The 17,279-nt window shown below is 68.3% G+C and carries 15 protein-coding genes; 1 reads left to right on the top strand and 14 read right to left on the bottom strand.

Translation table 11 applies throughout. From position 1 onward, the window contains the following. Positions 1 to 95: 95 nt before the first annotated feature. From ACWW1C_RS06385 to ACWW1C_RS06355, 7 genes are all read right to left on the bottom strand, one after another. Positions 96 to 839 carry a 3'(2'),5'-bisphosphate nucleotidase CysQ gene (locus ACWW1C_RS06385; RefSeq protein WP_455982652.1) on the bottom strand — a complete coding sequence of 248 codons (744 nt, stop codon included), beginning with the start codon at positions 837 to 839 and terminating at the stop codon, positions 96 to 98. Then, a complete protein-coding gene (cysN, locus tag ACWW1C_RS06380; protein ID WP_455982651.1) occupies positions 836 to 2,683 on the bottom strand; it encodes a sulfate adenylyltransferase subunit CysN in 1,848 nt (615 codons plus the stop codon). Before cysN ends, ACWW1C_RS06385 begins: the two co-directional genes overlap by 4 nt. Before the next feature lies 1 nt (position 2,684). Beyond that, a complete protein-coding gene (gene cysD, locus ACWW1C_RS06375; protein WP_455982650.1) occupies positions 2,685 to 3,635 on the bottom strand; it encodes a sulfate adenylyltransferase subunit CysD in 951 nt (316 codons plus the stop codon). A gap of 135 nt (positions 3,636 to 3,770) precedes the next feature. After that, complete coding sequence (locus tag ACWW1C_RS06370) at positions 3,771 to 4,889, bottom strand: lipase family protein (RefSeq protein ID WP_455982649.1); 1,119 nt, start codon at positions 4,887 to 4,889, stop codon at positions 3,771 to 3,773. 25 nt (positions 4,890 to 4,914) lie between these two features. Further along, positions 4,915 to 6,597: an AMP-binding protein gene (locus ACWW1C_RS06365; protein ID WP_455982648.1), complete on the bottom strand. Its 1,683-nt coding sequence runs from the start codon at positions 6,595 to 6,597 to the stop codon at positions 4,915 to 4,917. Next, the gene (locus ACWW1C_RS06360) at positions 6,587 to 7,543 is read right to left on the bottom strand and encodes an SDR family NAD(P)-dependent oxidoreductase (protein ID WP_455984178.1); all 957 of its coding nucleotides are present in this window, start codon (positions 7,541 to 7,543) and stop codon (positions 6,587 to 6,589) included. Before ACWW1C_RS06360 ends, ACWW1C_RS06365 begins: the two co-directional genes overlap by 11 nt. A gap of 29 nt (positions 7,544 to 7,572) precedes the next feature. Further along, positions 7,573 to 8,253, bottom strand: a complete 681-nt coding sequence (locus ACWW1C_RS06355; protein ID WP_455982647.1) for a TetR/AcrR family transcriptional regulator — start codon at positions 8,251 to 8,253, stop codon at positions 7,573 to 7,575. 177 nt (positions 8,254 to 8,430) lie between these two features. On the opposite strand from ACWW1C_RS06355, the gene ACWW1C_RS06350 reads away from it, so the two are divergent. Further along, positions 8,431 to 8,844, top strand: a complete 414-nt coding sequence (locus ACWW1C_RS06350) for a PaaI family thioesterase (protein ID WP_455982646.1) — start codon at positions 8,431 to 8,433, stop codon at positions 8,842 to 8,844. On the opposite strand, the gene ACWW1C_RS06345 is transcribed toward ACWW1C_RS06350, so the two are convergent. From ACWW1C_RS06345 to ACWW1C_RS06315, 7 genes are all read right to left on the bottom strand, one after another. Continuing rightward, positions 8,829 to 10,748, bottom strand: coding sequence for an ArnT family glycosyltransferase (locus tag ACWW1C_RS06345; protein ID WP_455982645.1), 1,920 nt, complete (start codon positions 10,746 to 10,748; stop codon positions 8,829 to 8,831). The genes ACWW1C_RS06350 and ACWW1C_RS06345 overlap by 16 nt on opposite strands. Positions 10,749 to 10,800: 52 nt before the next feature. Then, positions 10,801 to 12,057 (bottom strand): glycosyltransferase, encoded by a 1,257-nt coding sequence (locus ACWW1C_RS06340; RefSeq protein WP_455982644.1) that lies wholly within the window; start codon positions 12,055 to 12,057, stop codon positions 10,801 to 10,803. A 217-nt stretch (positions 12,058 to 12,274) separates the two neighbouring features. Further along, the gene (locus tag ACWW1C_RS06335; RefSeq protein WP_455984177.1) at positions 12,275 to 14,134 is read right to left on the bottom strand and encodes a glycosyltransferase family 39 protein; all 1,860 of its coding nucleotides are present in this window, start codon (positions 14,132 to 14,134) and stop codon (positions 12,275 to 12,277) included. Between the two features lie 47 nt (positions 14,135 to 14,181). Further along, complete coding sequence (locus ACWW1C_RS06330; RefSeq protein WP_455982643.1) at positions 14,182 to 15,786, bottom strand: sensor histidine kinase; 1,605 nt, start codon at positions 15,784 to 15,786, stop codon at positions 14,182 to 14,184. Next, on the bottom strand, positions 15,764 to 16,468 hold the full coding sequence (locus ACWW1C_RS06325) for a response regulator transcription factor (RefSeq protein ID WP_455984176.1): 705 nt from the start codon (positions 16,466 to 16,468) through the stop codon (positions 15,764 to 15,766). Before ACWW1C_RS06325 ends, ACWW1C_RS06330 begins: the two co-directional genes overlap by 23 nt. Positions 16,469 to 16,595: 127 nt before the next feature. Next, entirely contained in the window at positions 16,596 to 16,841 is a 246-nt protein-coding gene (locus ACWW1C_RS06320; protein ID WP_455982642.1) for a hypothetical protein, read from the bottom strand. A gap of 187 nt (positions 16,842 to 17,028) precedes the next feature. Continuing rightward, a complete protein-coding gene (locus ACWW1C_RS06315) occupies positions 17,029 to 17,274 on the bottom strand; it encodes a hypothetical protein (protein ID WP_455982641.1) in 246 nt (81 codons plus the stop codon). Positions 17,275 to 17,279 lie beyond the last annotated feature (5 nt).

Genomic DNA, 17,279 nt, shown 5'->3' with positions numbered 1-17,279 from the left:
CGCCTCAGGGCGCACGATCAACGCGAGACCGTCCGAGAGAAACGAAATGGCTGCGGAAACCTGAGTTCCCACAGCCATTTCGTCGATCTTGAGAGCTACTGCGCGGTGATCGCCAACACCCGTTCCGCCAGTTCCGGCCGGCACACGACGAGGTCGGGCAGCTTCGGGTCCTCGCGGTTGTAGACCAACGGCGAGCCGTCGATCCGCGAGGTGTGCAACCCGGCAGCGCGGGCCACCGCGACCGGGGCGGCGGAGTCCCATTCGAACTGGCCACCGGCGTGGACGTACACGTCGGCGCGGCCCTGGATCACCGCCGCGACTTTGGCTCCGGCCGAACCCATTTCGACCAGCACGCCGTCGAGCGCGTCACGCACCGCCAGGGCGACGGCCGGCGGACGGGTGCGGGACACCACGATGCGCGGCGGCCCGTCGACGGCACGGGGCGCGGCCACCTCCGGCGTGTGCAGCGTGGTGTTCTGTGCCGGCAGGGCCACGGCGCCGGCGACCAACTCGCCGGATTCCCACAGCGCCACATGCACGGCCCAGTCGTCACGGTCCAGTTCGGAGAACTCGCGGGTGCCATCGAGCGGGTCGATGATCCACACTCGGTCGGAGGTCAGTCGGGCGTTGTTGGCCCGCTCTTCCTCCGTCGCTTCCTCGGAGAGCACCGCGTCATCGGGACGCAGCCGCGCGAGCTCCGTCATCAGGAACTCGTGAGCGCGCTTGTCCCCCGCGGCTTTCCGCTCGGAGGCGTCGGCCGTGGCGAACTCGGCCCGCACGTCGAGCAGCAGGTCACCCGCGCGGGTGGCCAGCCGCTCGGCGACCTCGTGATCGATCATCGCGCGGCCACCAGCATGTCGACCACGCGCTGCGCCTGGGCATCCAGATCGCCCGGCACCAGGGCCAGAGCGGGATTCTTCGGCCGCTGGTACGGGCTGTCGATACCGGTGAAGTGCGTGATCTCACCGGCACGCGCCTTGGCGTACAGGCCCTTGGGGTCACGGGCTTCGCAGTCGGCCAACGGGGTGTCCATGAACACCTCGAAGAACTCGAATCCCTGGTCCGTGTGGACCTTTCGCGCCAACTCGCGGTGTTCTTCCAGCGGGCTGATCGCCGGCACCAGCACGATCTGGCCGGAGTCGGCCAGCAGCGTGGCGATGTGGGCGAGGCGACGCAGGTTCTCCGAACGGTCGGCCATCGAGAAGCCCAGGTCGGAGTTCAGCCCGTGGCGCAGGTTGTCGCCATCGAGAACGTATGCGGGACGGCCCAATTCGAGCAGCTTGCGCTCCACCAGCATGGCCACCGACGACTTGCCCGAGCCGGACAGACCGGTGAACCACACCGTGCTGCCCTTGGACAGCCGGTCCTCGGCGGTGACGAGGTTGGCGTGCCGCACGGCATTCGGGCTGGCCGAACGACTGGCGGCCGGCGTGGTGTCGCGCACCATGCCGGCGGCGACGGTGCCGTTGGTGTCCGGGTCGATGAGGATGAACGATCCCGTCACCGAGTTGCGCGAGTACTCGTCGAGCAGCAGCGGCTGCTGCGTGCGCAGCGTGACGCGGCCAAGTTCGTTGAGCTTCAACGCCGTTGCGCTCTTGTCGCGGTGCAGGGTGTTGACGTCCAGCCGGTAGTCCAGATCCGCAACACGGACCCGCGTGGTGCGGGTGGTGTGCTTGATGATGTAGTCCCGGCCCGGCTCGAGTGCCGCGTCGTCGGACATCCAGCACACCATGGCGTCGAATTCCTGCGTCGTGTGCGGCTGGTTGTGCACACGGGCGATCATGTCGCCGCGCGAGATGTCGATGTCGTCGGCCAGGCTGACCGACACCGCCATCGAGGCGAACGCCTCGTCGAGCGGACCGGTGGGTCCGTCGATCGCGGTGATGGTGCTGGTCTTCCCTGCTGGGAGAACGATGATTTCATCACCGGGGCGCATGACACCACTGGCGACGGTGCCCGCGTAGCTGCGGTGGTCGGCATGCTCGTGGGTCTGCGGCCGGATCACGTACTGCACCGGGAACCGCACGTCCATGAGGTTGCGGTCACCGGCGATGTACACCTCTTCGAGGTGGCTCAGCAGCGACGGGCCGTCGTACCACGGGGTCTTGTCCGACTTGGTCACCACGTTGTCGCCGGCCAGCGCCGACAGCGGGATGGTGGTGACGTCCTGGATGTCCAGGCGGGCCACGAACTCGTGAAAGTCGTCGCGAATCTTCTCGAAACGCTCACGGTCCCAATCGATCAGGTCCATCTTGTTGACGGCCAGCACGATGTGCTGGATACCGAGCAGAGACGCCAGGAAGGCGTGCCGGCGTGACTGCTCCAGCAGTCCGTGGCGAGCGTCGACCAGCACGATGGCCAGCTGCGCCGTCGAGGTACCGGTGACCATGTTGCGGGTGTACTGGATGTGGCCGGGGGTGTCGGCGATGATGAATTTGCGCTTGGCCGTGGCGAAGTAGCGGTAGGCGACGTCGATGGTGATGCCCTGTTCCCGCTCGGCGCGCAGGCCGTCGGTGACCAGTGCCAGGTCGGTGTACCCGTGGCCGCGTTCCTTGGAGGTGCGCTCGACGGCGGCCAGCTGGTCCTCCATGACGGCCTTGCTGTCAAAGAGCAGCCGGCCGATCAGCGTGGACTTACCGTCATCGACGGAACCAGCAGTGGCGATACGAAGCAACGTTGCCATATCAGAAGTAGCCTTCCCGCTTACGGTCTTCCATACCGGCCTCGGAAATCCGGTCGTCTGCGCGGGTCGCGCCGCGCTCGGTCAATCGGGACAACGCGGTCTCGGCGATGACTTCTTCGACAGTCGAAGCGTCCGATTCGACGCAACCGGTGCAGGTGACGTCGCCGACGGTGCGGAACCGGACCGACTTGGTGATCACCGGTTCGTCCGCGTTCGGCTGCAGGTACTCGTGCACCGCGAGCAGCATGCCGTCGCGCTCGAAGACCTGGCGCTCGTGCGCGTAGTAGATGGCCGGCAGCGCGATCTCTTCGGCGCCGATGTAGGCCCAGATGTCGTACTCGGTCCAGTTCGACAGGGGGAAGACGCGGATGTGCTCGCCCTTGCGGTGCCGACCGTTGTACAGGTTCCACAGTTCGGGGCGCTGGTTCTTGGGATCCCACTGACCGAACTCGTCGCGGAAGCTGTAGACGCGCTCCTTGGCGCGGGCCTTCTCCTCGTCACGGCGCGCGCCACCGAACGCGGCGTCGAACTTGTTCTCCCGGATGCCGCGCAGCAGCGACACGGTCTGCAGCGGGTTACGCGACGGACCGTTGTCGACGACGCGGCCGGCGTCGATGTCCTCCTGCACGCTGGCCACGACCAGGCGCAGGTTGTGCTTTTCCACCAGGAGGTCGCGGGTCGCGATGACCTCTTCGAAGTTGTGACCCGTGTCGACGTGCATGACGGGGAACGGCAGCCGGCCCGGCGCGAACGCCTTGATGGCCAGGTGGAGCATCACGATCGAGTCCTTGCCACCGGAGAACAGCAGCACCGGCCGCTCGAACTCCGCGGCGACCTCGCGGATGATGTGGATGGCCTCGGCCTCCAGCGCTCGCAGATGGCTCAATTCGTATTTGGCGGCCCGCTGGTCCACCTTGGACGCCTCGGCGGCGTCGGGAGTGACGGTCATCATTTCCCCGTAAAGTTGGTAGAACTGGTCAAGTTAAGAACCATGGTCAGAATTTACGTGCCCGGTGGTGCGGTGTCAACGGTTGCAACCACCGAGATCAGGGAGAACAACGCGTCCGGCACCCGCCGGCTTCCCCGCTCAGCTGGCGGTGGGTTCGGCCTCGATCGACCGATGTTCGGCGAACCGATCGGCGAGGAACGCGAGCGCGGCTTTACAGAATTGGGGTGCGCCCGTCAGGTGCTCGCCGTACGGGATCGGATGATGGCGGAGGTCAACGCCGAGCTGACGCCACCGTTCGATGAGCGTCTCGAGCTGCTGGTACGGAATGACCTGGTCATTCCTTGCCGCGCCGACGATGACGGGCGCAGCAGGCGCGAGCTGCCCGAGGCTGTTGTCGGTGAGCAGGCGCAGCCATTCCGGGTGGGTCAGCGGGTCGGTGATCAGGTAGTGCCGCCGGTGCTTGGGCAGCAGCAGGCCGATGGCGATCGCGGCGGCGATGTGCGTGCGCCGCATCACGGCCACCGTCATGCGGCCGGCACGGTTGAGATAGCCGTGCAGCTGCAGCTCGGGATACGCCTGGTCGAAACCGAGTGCGGCGTACATCAGCAGGAACGAGAACCAGCTGCGTTCGTGCCGGTCCACCAGCGCAGGCAGGTCAGCCGGTGCGGCGCCGACCGCAACCCCGTCCAACGGCACGTCCGGCGCATAGGCGGGTTGCAGTTGCGCGGCCCACCCGGCGCCGCAGCCACCCTCCGAGTACCCATAGATCCCCGCCGGCCCGGTCGCCGACAGGCCCGCCTGCGGGAGCTGTCGCGCCGCGCGCATGATGTCCAGCACCGCCGGGCCCAATGACCGGCCGACGACGTACGGGTGCGAACCCCGGGTCCCGAGCCCCGGATAGTCGGTGACCGCGACCACCCACCCCCTTCTCAGTGCGGCAGCGAGAAACGGCGCTTCATATTCCAGGCCCAGTGCCAACTGCCGCGACACGGCCGCCCGGCGGCTGAGGCCCTGCGTTCCGGGGGCGAACCCCAGCAGCGGTACGGGGCCGGCGGCGGGTGTCCGCGGCACGAGCACGACACCGGACACCACCTGCGAGTCACCGGATGCCGACGTGGACCGGTACAACACGCGCCAGGCGCCGGCCGACATGGGGACGCCGGGGAACCAGCGCGCGGTCATGGGCTCGGCATGCAGCAGTTCACCCGGCGCCCCCGCGCGGCGGTCGCGTGCCGCGTCGTAGAAACCACCGTTCACGCCATACCGTCGCAACCGCCGCGATCTAGGCAAGGTGCTGCTCCTCGATATCCGACAGCCGGGGCTGCGCAAGTGAATCAAGTTGCGAGCGTAGAACTTTGCCGCTCGCATTGCGGGGAATCTCATCGATCACGACGAACTGCTTGGGAACTTTGTAGCGTTCCAGCCGGTCCCGGACGTACTGCTTGAGTTCGTCGGGCGCGGGCGCCTCAGCTCCGGGCGCGGCAACGATGAACGCCCTGAGCACCTGCCCGAATTCTTCATCGGGAGTACCGATCACGACGGCGTCGGCCAACTGCGGGTGTGCCGCCAGCCGACTCTCGACCTCGCCGGGGAAGACGTTCTCGCCGCCCGAGACGATCATGTCGTCGGCTCGACCCGCGATGTACAGGCGGCCCTGATCATCGAAATACCCCACGTCGCCGGTCTTCACGTGCCCGTCGATGACCTGCTTGGCCGCCACCTGTGCGTTCTGGTCCGGCGTGTACCCGGTGTAGTCCAGGACAGTCCGGACGAAGATCGAGCCCGGCTGACCCGCCGGCACCGCTCTTCCGTCGTCGGCAAGAATCCGAACGGACACCCCTAAGGCGGTGCGGCCCACGGTATCCGGGGCCGAGGCGAGGTCGGCCGGTGTGGCCAGGGTGACCAGACCCGCTTCCGTGGATCCATATCCGTTGACAAGGATCGGTCCGAACGCGTCGATGAACGCCGACACCGCCGCCGGCGAGATCGGCGCGGCGCCGGTCACCGCCAGTCGCAGCGGGCGCCTGGCGGCGAGCGAATCCAACTCGGGCACATTGACCATCCGCTGCAGCATGGCCGGTACCGCGACGAGGACGTCGACGCCGAAAGCCTCGATGTCACTGAGGGTTTGCCGCGCGTCGAAGCGGCGCCGGCACACCGCCGTCCCGCCCAGTGCGAGCGGCCCCAACAACGTGAGCAGACCGAATCCGTGGAAGAACGGCGGCGCGACAAGGACGACCTCGGACGACTTCAGCCGCAGCGTGGCCATGGCGGTGGCGCACAGCATCGCGATGGCGCGGGGCTTGACCGCGCGGGGCACACCCTTGGCCAGGCCTGTGGTGCCCGACGTCAACAGGGTGAGCTTCACCGGTCGGCGTACCCGGGGCGGTGCCGGATGACGCTGTGCGGCAAGGCCGTCCAGCGTCAGTTCGTCGGTGTCCGCGGTGGGTTCGGCGCGCCAGGCGAGCACCCGGCGCCCCGCGTACCCTGCGTCGTCGACGGCTTGTGCGTACTCATCGTCGTAGATCAGTACGTCGGGCCGGTGCCGGTGCAGGATGGCTTCGAGCTGCGCCGGGGGCAGTTCGGTGTTGATGAAGATCAGTTCGGCACCGAGCTGGGCGCCGGCCGTCATCGCCTCGACGAACCCGCGGTGATTCCGGCAGATGATCCCCACCGATGCCGGGGGCTGCGGACATGAGGCGAACAGCGCGGCGGCGACCGCTGTCGCCCGTTGCTGCAGTTGCGAATACGTCAGCGCGCCCCGGTCGTCGATAACGGCGACCCGATCGGGAAAGCGACGGGCACTCAACGCGATCAGCAGTGCCGGTGTCGGGCCGAATTTGCGGAAATCGGTGATCAGCCCCGCCACGGTCCGCGGCCCGATCGCAGTGAAGGCACCCGAGGTGGCGATGGCGGGCAGTGCGGAAAACCATTGCCGCACAGCGTGTGCCGGACTAGCTGACATCGACGGCGCCACTCGGGATGGACACGGAAGCCGAGACGGGGCTCGCCACCGCGGTCAGCGACGCTTGCGTATCTCCCAGGCGGCGGTAGACGAACCCGACGATGACGTCGAGCGGGATGCGCAGGATCGGCACCAGCGCCGCCGACGGATGTCCGTAGATCGGGGTGATGGTCCGCGGCTTGCGCACCATCGCGCGGGCGATCACGCGCGCCGCGTCATCGGGCGTCTGGCCGGGTAGCACGCGCATCCAGCGGCTCGGGGCGCTCATGCGGGTGTGCATCAGGCCGGCGTAGAAGGTGGTCGACGTGACACCGTCGGCGCGAGCCTCCATTCCGACCGCGCGTAGCCACCAGTCGAACGCGGCCTTGGAGGACAGGTAGAAACCCCATTTGGGCATGACGGGGAACATGATTCCGACGGTGGACACGTTGACGATGTGGCCCCTGCCGCGGGCCCGCATCGCCGGCAGCAGCGCCAGGGTCAGCCGCATCGGACCGACATAGTTGGCGCCGCTGGTCGCGGTGACGTCCTTGGGCCGGTCGTAGGACAGGTGTATCGACCGGCGTAATGACTTGCCCGCGTTGTGGATCAGGTAGTCGACCGGTCCCAGGTCGTACTGCACGGCGTCGGCGAATTCGGCGACGGACTGTTCGTCGGTCAGGTCGAGTCGATAGGCGTACGCCGTGCCGCCATCGGCGACGATCCGGTCTTTGACCTCCTCGAGTCGCTCTTGCGAGCGCGCCGCCAGCACCACCTTGGCGCCCGCTCGACCACACAATTCGGCCGTCGCCTCGCCCACTCCGTAGGAGGCCCCGGTGATGACGACGACCTTGCCCCCGATCTCGCGCCGAAGCCGCGCGACGTCGCGCAGGCCGCGGGGCCCGATGAGATAGGAGACGGCCCGCGCGACGGGGTGATGCACCAACGGTGATGGCCCGGAGGGCAATTCAGGTAGCTGACGTGTCGACAACGGAATCACTCCACAGGGTTGGTGGCGGGGGCGGAGATGCCCATGGCGGTAAGTAGGGACAGCAACCAGGAATCGGATACCGCGGCATCAGTGACGCGCTGGCTGAGATCGATGTCCGGATCGACGCGGGCGGCGCTGAGCACCGCGGAGATCAGATTGGCGACGATGAGCCCGTGCACCTGGTCACGTTTGGGCTCTTCCTCGCGAATCCAGTGCAGTACAACGCCTTCCATGAACGACAGCGATCCGTTCATGGCGGCCCGCAGCACCGGGGTGGAGTCGGTTCCGGTGATCTCCACGGCCAGAGCGTGCGCGATGCGCTCCCGGTGCCGCCCGTGGATGGCCCTGACCTCGGCGTCGGCGACGTCGGTGATCAGCGCTTCGAACACTCGGGGCTGAGCCTGGGCAAGGTCCAGGAACTGGTCCACCCCGCGGGCCAGGCGCTCCATGGCCGGGCCGCGCATTTCGACCAGACTGCTCCAGAACTCGTCGGCCGCCTGCTCGAGCACCGCCAGGTAGAAACCGCGCTTACCACCGAAGTGGTAGCTGATCGAGCCGGCCGCGACGCCGAGCGACTTGGCCAGATCCACGATGGACATCTCTTCGTAGCGGTTCTCACTGAACGCGATCCGCCCAGCCTCCAACAACGCTGCCCGCGATGCCTCGCCGCGACGATTGGGCGGCATCACACCTCCAAAGTTTGAATCGAGTTCAAACAACCTAGGCAGATCGAGCCCTCGCGGTCAAGAGTTTGAATTAGATTCAGAAACATCGGCCCGTGCCGCCCGCGCTTCGCGCCAGGTAACCCCCACTACCTGCCAGGTAATTGAACCGACTACCCACCGCGCGCACACTTCGATGACATGAGCCCCAGTACCGGCGCCGAGGTCATGGCGCAGTTCATCCCGCAGTCACCGTTGGTCGCCAAACTGGGCATCGTCCCCGAAGCGCTCGACGCCCCCGAGGTTCGGTTGCGGATGCCATGGGACCCGTCCAACACCACGCTCGCGGACATGGTGCACGGCGGCGCCATCGCCACACTGGCCGATGTCACCGTCATGGCCGCGGCATGGTCCACCGAACGCGAGCCGGAATCGCTTCGCGGGGTGACGATCTCGATGTCGGTCCAGTACCTGGCACCCGCCCGGTCGACCGACCTGATCGGTGTCGGCCGCGTGCTGCACCGCGGAAAGTCCTTGGTGCACTGCGAAGTCGAGATCGAGACGCCATCCGGCGACCCGGTGGCCAAGGCCGTCGGTACCTACAAGATCGGGTGATCCACCGGCGTCGTCGGCGCTTCCAGGTCGTAGACCGTCGCGCCGCCGACGTCGAGCTTCGCGAAGTGCCCCGTCACCCAGGCGGTGATCTCCGCGGCACTCCCCCGCTCACGACCGCCACCGGGTCCGGGACCGCGCTTGTGGTCCCCGACGATGAAGTAGTGGATTTGGCCGTCCTCCACGTACTGACGGAACTGTGCCGGCGTCGGCGCGTTGTCGCCGCCGGAGAATCCGCCGATCGCCATCAACGACTTACCTGTGCGCAATTCCAGATCGCCGGCCTGGAAGGACCCGACCGTCGCTGCCGCCCAACGGTTGTCGGCTCCGCGGATCAGGTTCTCGAGTTCGGCATTGGGTCCGTCGCGTCCGGGTCCGCCGGGGCCACCACCCGGCCACGCGTCGCCGCCGGGCCGCGGCGGGCCGGACATCGAACCGGGGCCACTGCTGTGCGCCGCCGCCACGTTGTAGATCGTGAACGACGCCGACCCGGCCAGGGCCGCGGCGATCGCGATGCCGGCGACGACCGCCGGGAGCCGTCCGGAGCGCGCCCCGAACACCACGAGGGCCACGGCCGCCAGCGCCGCCACCACCGCGACGCTCCACCGCAGCGCGGGCATCCAGTCCGGGGTGCGCGACAGTAACGCGAACGCCCAGCCGGCCGAGATGACGACAAGCAATGCGAGCAGCAGGCGTGCCGGCACCGTAGCCCGCCGCTGCCACAGCTGCGCGACCACCATGCCGACCAACGCGGCGACCGCAGGGGCGAGCGCGACGTTGTAGTACGGGTGCACCGTGCCGTCCATGAAGCTGAACACCACGCCGGTCACCAGAAGCCAACCGCCCCAGAGCAATACCCCGGCACGGCCCAGGTCGGTGCGGGGCGCGCGGCGGGCGGCCCACAGCAACAGCGCCAGACCGAGCAATGCCACCGGCAGCAGCCACGAGATCTCGACACCCATCGACGGGCCGAACAATCGGGTGATGCCGGCGTGCCCGCCGAAGAACAGGTTGTCCCGCATGCCGCCGCCGGGGCCACCGCTGGGACGGTCACCACCGGTGATGCGCTCGATGCCGTTGTAGCCCAAGGCCAGCTGCAGCAGGCTGTTGTCGGTCGACCCGGCGATGTACGGCCGGGCGTCGGCGGGCCACAGGCTCACCAGCGCGATGTACCAGCCCGCCGAGACCACCAGAGCCACACCGGACATCAGCAGGGCGCTGATCCGGCGTCCCACGCTGAACGGTGCGGCGACCAGGAACGCCAGCGCCAATCCCGGCACCGGCAGGAAGGCCTGCAGCATCTTGGTCAGGAAGGCGAAGCCGACGACGACGCCGGTGAGCGTCATCCACCGGGCAGCCACGGAGAAATCGGTGGCCTGGATGGCCCGCACCGTGCAGTAGGCCGCACTGACCAGGAGTAGGACGAGCAGTGCATCGGGGTTGTTGAACCGGAACATCAGTGCCGCAACGGGAGTCACCGCCAGCACCAGGCCCGCCAGCAGTCCGGCGACCGCGCCGCTGGTGCGGCGAACCGTCGCGTACAGCATGCCGACCGACGCGACACCCATGAGGGCCTGCGGAAGCAGCATGCTGAACGCGCTGAACCCGAACAGCCGGCCCGACAGGCCCATCAGCCATAACGCCGCCGGCGGCTTGTCGACCGTGATCGCGTTGCCGGCGTCGAAGGAGCCGAACAGCAGCGCTTCCCAGTTCTGGGTGCCGGCCTGGGCCGCAGCGGCGTAGTACGAGTTGGCCCAGCCCGACGAGCCGAGCGCCCACAGGTACAGCACCGCGGTCGCGGCCAGCAGCGTCAGCAGTGCGGTGCGTTCCCATACCGGACGGGTCCAGACCGCCGGGCGACGGCGGGCCCTCGGCAGGTGAGCCTTGGCAGGCGCAGTGGCGATCACGCGTGGGTCTCCTCGAAAGCAGTTGGTAAGCAGGTCAATTCGTGCGCTGTGCCTAATTTGCGCGCCGCGGGTGGAACACCCAACCGCGCAGGAGCACGAACCGCACCGCGGTCGCGACCAGGTTGGCGGCCACCAGCACGCTCAATTCGAGGAGGTGGTGGGCATGCGGCGCGAACGCGTGCAGCCCGGCCAGCGCGCCGCTGGTGATGGTCAGGGCGATACCGAAGACGATCAATCCCTCGAACTGGTGGCGGGTCGCGCTTGCCGCTCCCCCGCCACGGACACCGAACGTGAAGCGCCGGTTGGCGGCGGTGTTGACGACCGCGGTGAGCAGCAGGGCCACCAGGTTGGCCGTCTGCGCGCCGAGCGCGGCGTGCATCATCATGAACAGCAGCAGGTAGGCCAGGGTCGAGGCGACGCCGATGGTCCCGAAGCGGACGACCTGACGCAGCAGCGAGCCGGGCGCGGCCGCCTTTGTCGACGAACCCAGCTGAGCGGCAATGGTATTCACCGGGATGCTGCCGTTGGCGAAGCCGCGAAGCAGCCGGCCGACGCCGCGGAGGTCGGCCGCAGCGGTGGCGATGATGTCCACCCGGCTGTCGGGGTCGTCGACCCAGTCGACGGGGACCTCGTGAATCCGCAGACCCGTGCGCTCGGCCAGCACCAGCAGCTCGGTGTCGAAGAACCAGCCGGTGTCCTCGACGAGCGGGAGCAGGGCCTGGGCCACATCGGCCCGGATGGCCTTGAAGCCGCACTGGGCGTCGGAGAACTTGGCCGACAGGGCACCGCGCAGGATCAGGTTGTAGCAGCGCGAGATGAACTCCCGCTTCGGTCCCCGCACGACCCGAGAGGACCGCGAGAGGCGGGTCCCGATCGCCAGGTCCGAGTGGCCCGAGATCAGCGGGGCCACCAGCGGGCCGAGTGCGGCCAGGTCGGTCGAGAGGTCGACGTCCATGTAGACCAGCACCGGTGACGGCGAATGCGACCACACCTCGTGCAGCGCGCGCCCGCGGCCCTTGAGCTCCAGTCGCACGACGCGGACGTTGTCCAGTTCAGCGGCCAGCGCGGCGGCGACCCGCGGGGTTTCGTCGATGCTGGCGTTGTCGGCGATGGTGATCTGCACCGGGTACGGGAAGTGCTCTTCCAGGTGGCGGTGCAGCCGGCGGATCGAGCCGGGCAGCGCGACCTGCTCGTTGTAGACGGGGACCACCACGTCCAGCACCGGCACGCCGGTCGCCTGTGCGACAACCGCGGCATTCTGGCGGGTGGAGAAGCGGCGTTCGGCGTCGCCCTCGAGCAGGTTGGTCATGACAATGATCTTCAGCCGGTAGCTTTAGCCCGCCATGGGCTGAAGCTATGCGCAAGCTATGTGTTTGAGGCTGCCGTTGGCTCTGCAACCTGGGCGCAAAAGCGCGAGAACCGAGCACCCCCACCGCAGGATCAACAAAGAGCCGACGCTGACTCCGCGACCTGGGCGCAAAAGCGCGAGAACCGAGCACCCCCACCGCAGGGTCAACGAAGCGGGGTCAGCGAGGCTGGGTCAGGTCGTAGACCACGGTGTTGTCCACCGTGGTGGCGGTGAAGTGCCGGCTGACCCAGGTGGCGATCTGCTGAGATTCCTGCTCGGCATCGTCTTCGCCGCGATGTCCCCAACCCATCTTGACGTCGCCTTCGACGAAGTAGTGGACCTGACCGGCGGCGACGTACTGCTGGAACTGGGCCAGCGTGGGCGCGGGATCGGTGCCGTTGAAGCCACCGATCGCCATCACCGGCGCACGGGCCGCCAGCTGGTACCCGGCGGCGTTGCTGGAGCCGACGACGGCGGCCGCCCAGCGGTAGTTCGCGGCGTCGGTGCCGAGCAGCGCGGTCAACGCCGCTCCGGGCACCGGCGAATCGAAGAGCCCGCCGCCGGGCCGGAAGCCTTGCGGCGGTGCGCCCATCGCACGGCCCGGGCCGCCCGCGGGACCGCGGGCCTTGCCGTGTCCAGGCGACGGACCCCAGCCGGCGCTGCGCCCGCCGGGCCCGCTGACGGACGGCATCGCCCCGGAGTGCGAAACACCGGCGGTGGCAATCGAATACGCCGCGGGGGCCGCCAGGCACACCAGGACCGCCGTGGCGACCGCCAGGCGCGCAGGGCGGAAGCGCGGCGGCGCGAGCAGCAACGCTGCGGCGACCGCACCCGCGATCAGTACCGCCGTCCGCAACCACGTCACCTCACCACGGCCCAGCAGTATCGCGGCCACCGTCACCGTGGCCACCACGGTGCCTGCCATGGTCAGCCTCGCCGACCACGTAGTGCGGTTGCGCCACAACAACACCGATCCGATACCCACGCACGCCCCGATGGCCGGCGCCAGCGCGACGGTGTAGTACTGGTGCACGATGCCGTTCGCGAAGCTGAACACCGCGGCGGTGAACGCCAGCCACCCACCCCACAGGATCAGGGCGGCCCGCGCCGGATCGGTCCGCGGCGCGCGCCTGGTGAGCACCAGTCCCGCGACCAGACAGATCAGTGCCGCAGGCAGCAGCCAGCCCGCGTAGCTGCCCATGCTGGCTCCCACCAGCCGGTCCCAGCCGACATCGAAATTCGGGTTGCCCAGACCGCCAGGCTCGTTCCCGCTCAGCCGGCCGACGCCGTTGTAGCCCAGCGCCAGTTCGATGATCGAATCGTGTTGCGATCCACCGATATACGGGCGCGACGAGGCCGGCCACAGTTCGACGAGCGCCAGGTACCAGCCGCCGGAGACAACCATCGACGCGGCGGCACCGAGCAGGCGCCACATCCGGGTACGCACTGACGACGGCCCGGCGACCAAGTAGGTGGCGGCGAAGGCAGGCAGGACCAGGAACGCCTGCAGCATCTTGGCCAGGAAGGCGAATCCCGCGGCCACCCCCGCGGCGACCAACCACCAACGGCCCGCGTCTTTTTCGCAGGCGCGTTGCACGCAGTAGGCGCCGGCCACCAGAAGCAGGACCAACAGCGCGTCGGGGTTGTTGAACCGGAACATCAACGTGGCCACCGGGGTCAGCGCGAATGCCGCGCCGGCCAGTAGCGCGGCGGCCGACCCGGCGGCGCGGCGCACCGCGGCGTACAACACGGCCACCGCTGCCACACCCATCACGGCCTGCGGCACCAGGATGCTCCAGGAGCTGAGCCCGAACAACCGCACCGACAGGTCCATCACCCACAGCGCACCGGGAGTCTTGTCGACGGTGATCGCGTTTCCGGAGTCACTGGCGCCGAACAACATTGCGGTCCAGTCGCTGGCACCCGCCTGCGCCGCGGCTGAATAGAAGCTGTTGGCCCAACCACTCACCGACAGGTTCCACAGGTACAGCACAGCGGTCCCCGCCAGCAGGAGCCCGAGTCGGAGTCGCTCACCCATCGAGCGTCGTGGTACGGCAGTCACCAGTCTGATTGTGGGCGCGTTGACTAGGCGGACGTCGAGGCGACGCTGTGCGGTGGCTGTGAGGCAGGATCGGCCGGGCCCGCGGGCAAGCGCACGGTGAACACCGTCGCCCCGGGCCGGCTGTCGACGCTGATGGTGCCGCCGTGCGCCTTGACGACCGCGGCGACGATGGCCAGACCCAAGCCGGTACTGCCGGCTTGCCGAGATCGCGACGAGTCACCGCGGGCGAACCGCTCGAACACCTCGGGCTGCAACGTCTTTGGAATGCCCGGGCCGTCGTCGGCGACGCTGATCACCGTGGCGTCCGCGTCGGTGGCCAGCGAGATCGTCACCGACGTACCCGCCGGCGTGTGCGTGCGGGCATTTGCCAACAGGTTCACCAGTACCTGGTGCAGCCGCGCCGGATCGCCCTCGACGGTGACCGGTTCCTCGGGCAGATCCAGCGACCAGTCGTGATCGGGACCGGCGACGTGGGCGTCACTGACGGCGTCGACGACCAGTTGGGACAGGTCGACGTTCTCCATCTCCAGCGGCCGGCCGGCGTCGAGCCGGGCGAGCAGCAGCATGTCCTCGACGAGCCGGGTCATACGCGCCGTCTCGGATTCGACGCGGTTCATCGCGTGGGCGACGTCGGCGGGCAGCTGGTCGCTTTTGCGTTGCGCCAGTTCGGTATAGCCGCGGATTGCAGCGAGCGGGGTGCGGAGTTCATGACTGGCGTCGGCCACGAACCGGCGCACCCGCGTCTCGCTGGCATGACGGGCCGCGAGCGCGCCGGCGACCCGGTCCAGCATGCGGTTCAGCGCCGACCCCAGTTGGCCGACCTCGGTGTGCGCGGCGACCGGATCGACGTGCACGATCTCCGTCGGCAGTTGCACCTCGCCCCGGTCCAGTTCCCGGTCGGCCACGTCGCGCGCGGCCGCGGAAACCCTTGACAGCGGCGCGAGTTGGCGCCGGATGATCCAGACCCCGACCACCGTCGCGCCGATCAGCGCCAAGGCGCCCACCGCACAGAACATGCCGAGTACCCACAGCAGGGTGTTGTCGACGTGGCGGGTGGGCAGGCCGGTGACGATGGTCTGCGGACCGCCGTGCCGGGGATGCAGACCGATCACCCGGTAGGTGCCCACGCCGTCGATGTCCATGGTGCGAATCTTGCGATCCGGCGGTACTTGCGCCAATTGTGCGGTGGCCGTGAGTGTTACCGAGTCGCGACTGCCCTCCGAGGTGATGACGCCGGCGTCGACCTGACCGCGGAACACCACCGCTCCGATGGTGCCGACGGCCTGCCCGGGGGCGTTGAGGAAGCCGGGACCGGGGCCGGCCTCGGGGTCGAAGCGCATCCGGAAATGTGGATCCAGGGATGGCCGGGGGACCCCGCCGGTGAGCGGCGGCGCCATCGGCGGCGGCGGCAACTCGAAGATGGCGGCCGAGCGCCGCCCCGCCTCCAGCACCTGGTCGTCCAACTGGTGCAGCAGAAAGCGCTGCAGCGCGAACTCGGTCGCCGCGCCGACGCCGACGATGACCAACGCCAGCAGCAGCACCTGGGTGACCAGCAGCCGGACCCGCAGCGACCAGGTACGCGGCTGCCAGATCCGCGTGCCGGCCTCAGCGGGCAGGTCGGAGGACATATCCGGCGCCACGCAGCGTGTGGATCATGGGCTCGCGTCCACTGTCGATCTTCTTGCGCAGGTAGGACACATACAGCTCGACGATGTTGGAGCGGCCGCCGAAGTCGTAGCTCCACACCCGGTCGAGAATCTGGGCCTTGCTCAGCACCCGCTTGGAGTTGCGCATCATGTACCGCAGCAGCTCGAACTCGGTAGCGGTCAAGGTGATCTGCTCGCCGGCGCGCGTCACCTCGTGGCTGTCCTCGTCGAGCACCAGGTCACCGACGACGATCTGCGCTCCACCGGCTTCGTTCGCCACACCGGTGCGCCGCAGCAGCGCACGCAGCCGAAGCACCACTTCCTCGATGCTGAACGGCTTGGTGACGTAGTCGTCGCCGCCGGCGGTCAGGCCGGCGATGCGGTCCTCGACCGAGTCCTTCGCGGTCAGCAGCAGCAACGGCAAACCGGGGATCTGTTCGCGCAGCTTGCGCAACACGTCGAGCCCGCTCATGTCGGGCAACATGACGTCCAGCACCACCACGTCGGGTGGGTTGTCCTTGGCCAGCGCGATCGCGGTCGCACCATCGCCCGCCGTCGCGATGTCCCAGCCTTCGTAACGCAACGCCATGGAGACGAGCTCGGCCAGTACGGGTTCGTCATCGACCACGAGGACGTTGATCGGCTTGCCGTCGGCCCGGTGCATGACGACACGCTGGGCTTCACTGTCACGGGCGGTGCTACTGGGACCTGTCACAGCTCCATTATTCGCACCGGTGTGGGCTGCGACTGTGGCGAATCTATGCGCGAGCTGTGAAACCAGCAGCCGATTCCTAGCCCTGGGGGTTGGTATCCGGCGACTGCCCGGCCCACAGCGGAGCCTTGCCGGTGATCGACGGCGCCGCGAAAGTGACCGGCGCGGTCGTGCTCGTCGTGATCAGGGTGCTGTTGGCACTCGTCGTCTCAGACGGGCCGGCCAGCACGCCCGCACATACCGCTACTGCACCCATTGCCGCGCTCCCGCCGATCATGCCGATCGCCCATTTCAGGGTGATACCGGAAGTCTCTGTTCGACTCATGGCTTGCCTCCCGTGTACTTGGGACCGCTTCGCTGCGCCGCGCCGTCGGGGCGCGATCGGTCATATATTCCGAGTCAACCGCGGCAATCTGTCAACGCACTGAATCGCTTCTGGGAGTTCGCCCGCATAGCCGCGGCGATTGAGTCTGGGCCGCGGCGGAGACCTCTCCGCCACGGCCCAGACGTCATCAGCCTGGGTCCTGCCCCGGGTACAGCGGAGCGGGTCCGGTAATGGCCGGCGCGGCGCTGATGATCGGCCCGACTGTCGTGGCGCTGACGACTGAACTGACCGAGGTGCCGTTGGCCGATGTCGATTGCACAGACTGCGCCTGCGCTCCGACAAGTACGACGGTCGTGACACCGACGACCATGCTCCCGGCGATAACGCCGATGGCCCACTTGTTACTTACTTCAGAATTCTTCGTTCGACTCATCGCGG

It is taken from the genome of Mycobacterium sp. HM-7, assembly GCF_053852335.1.
This window is presented reverse-complemented; position numbering and strand designations above follow the sequence as displayed.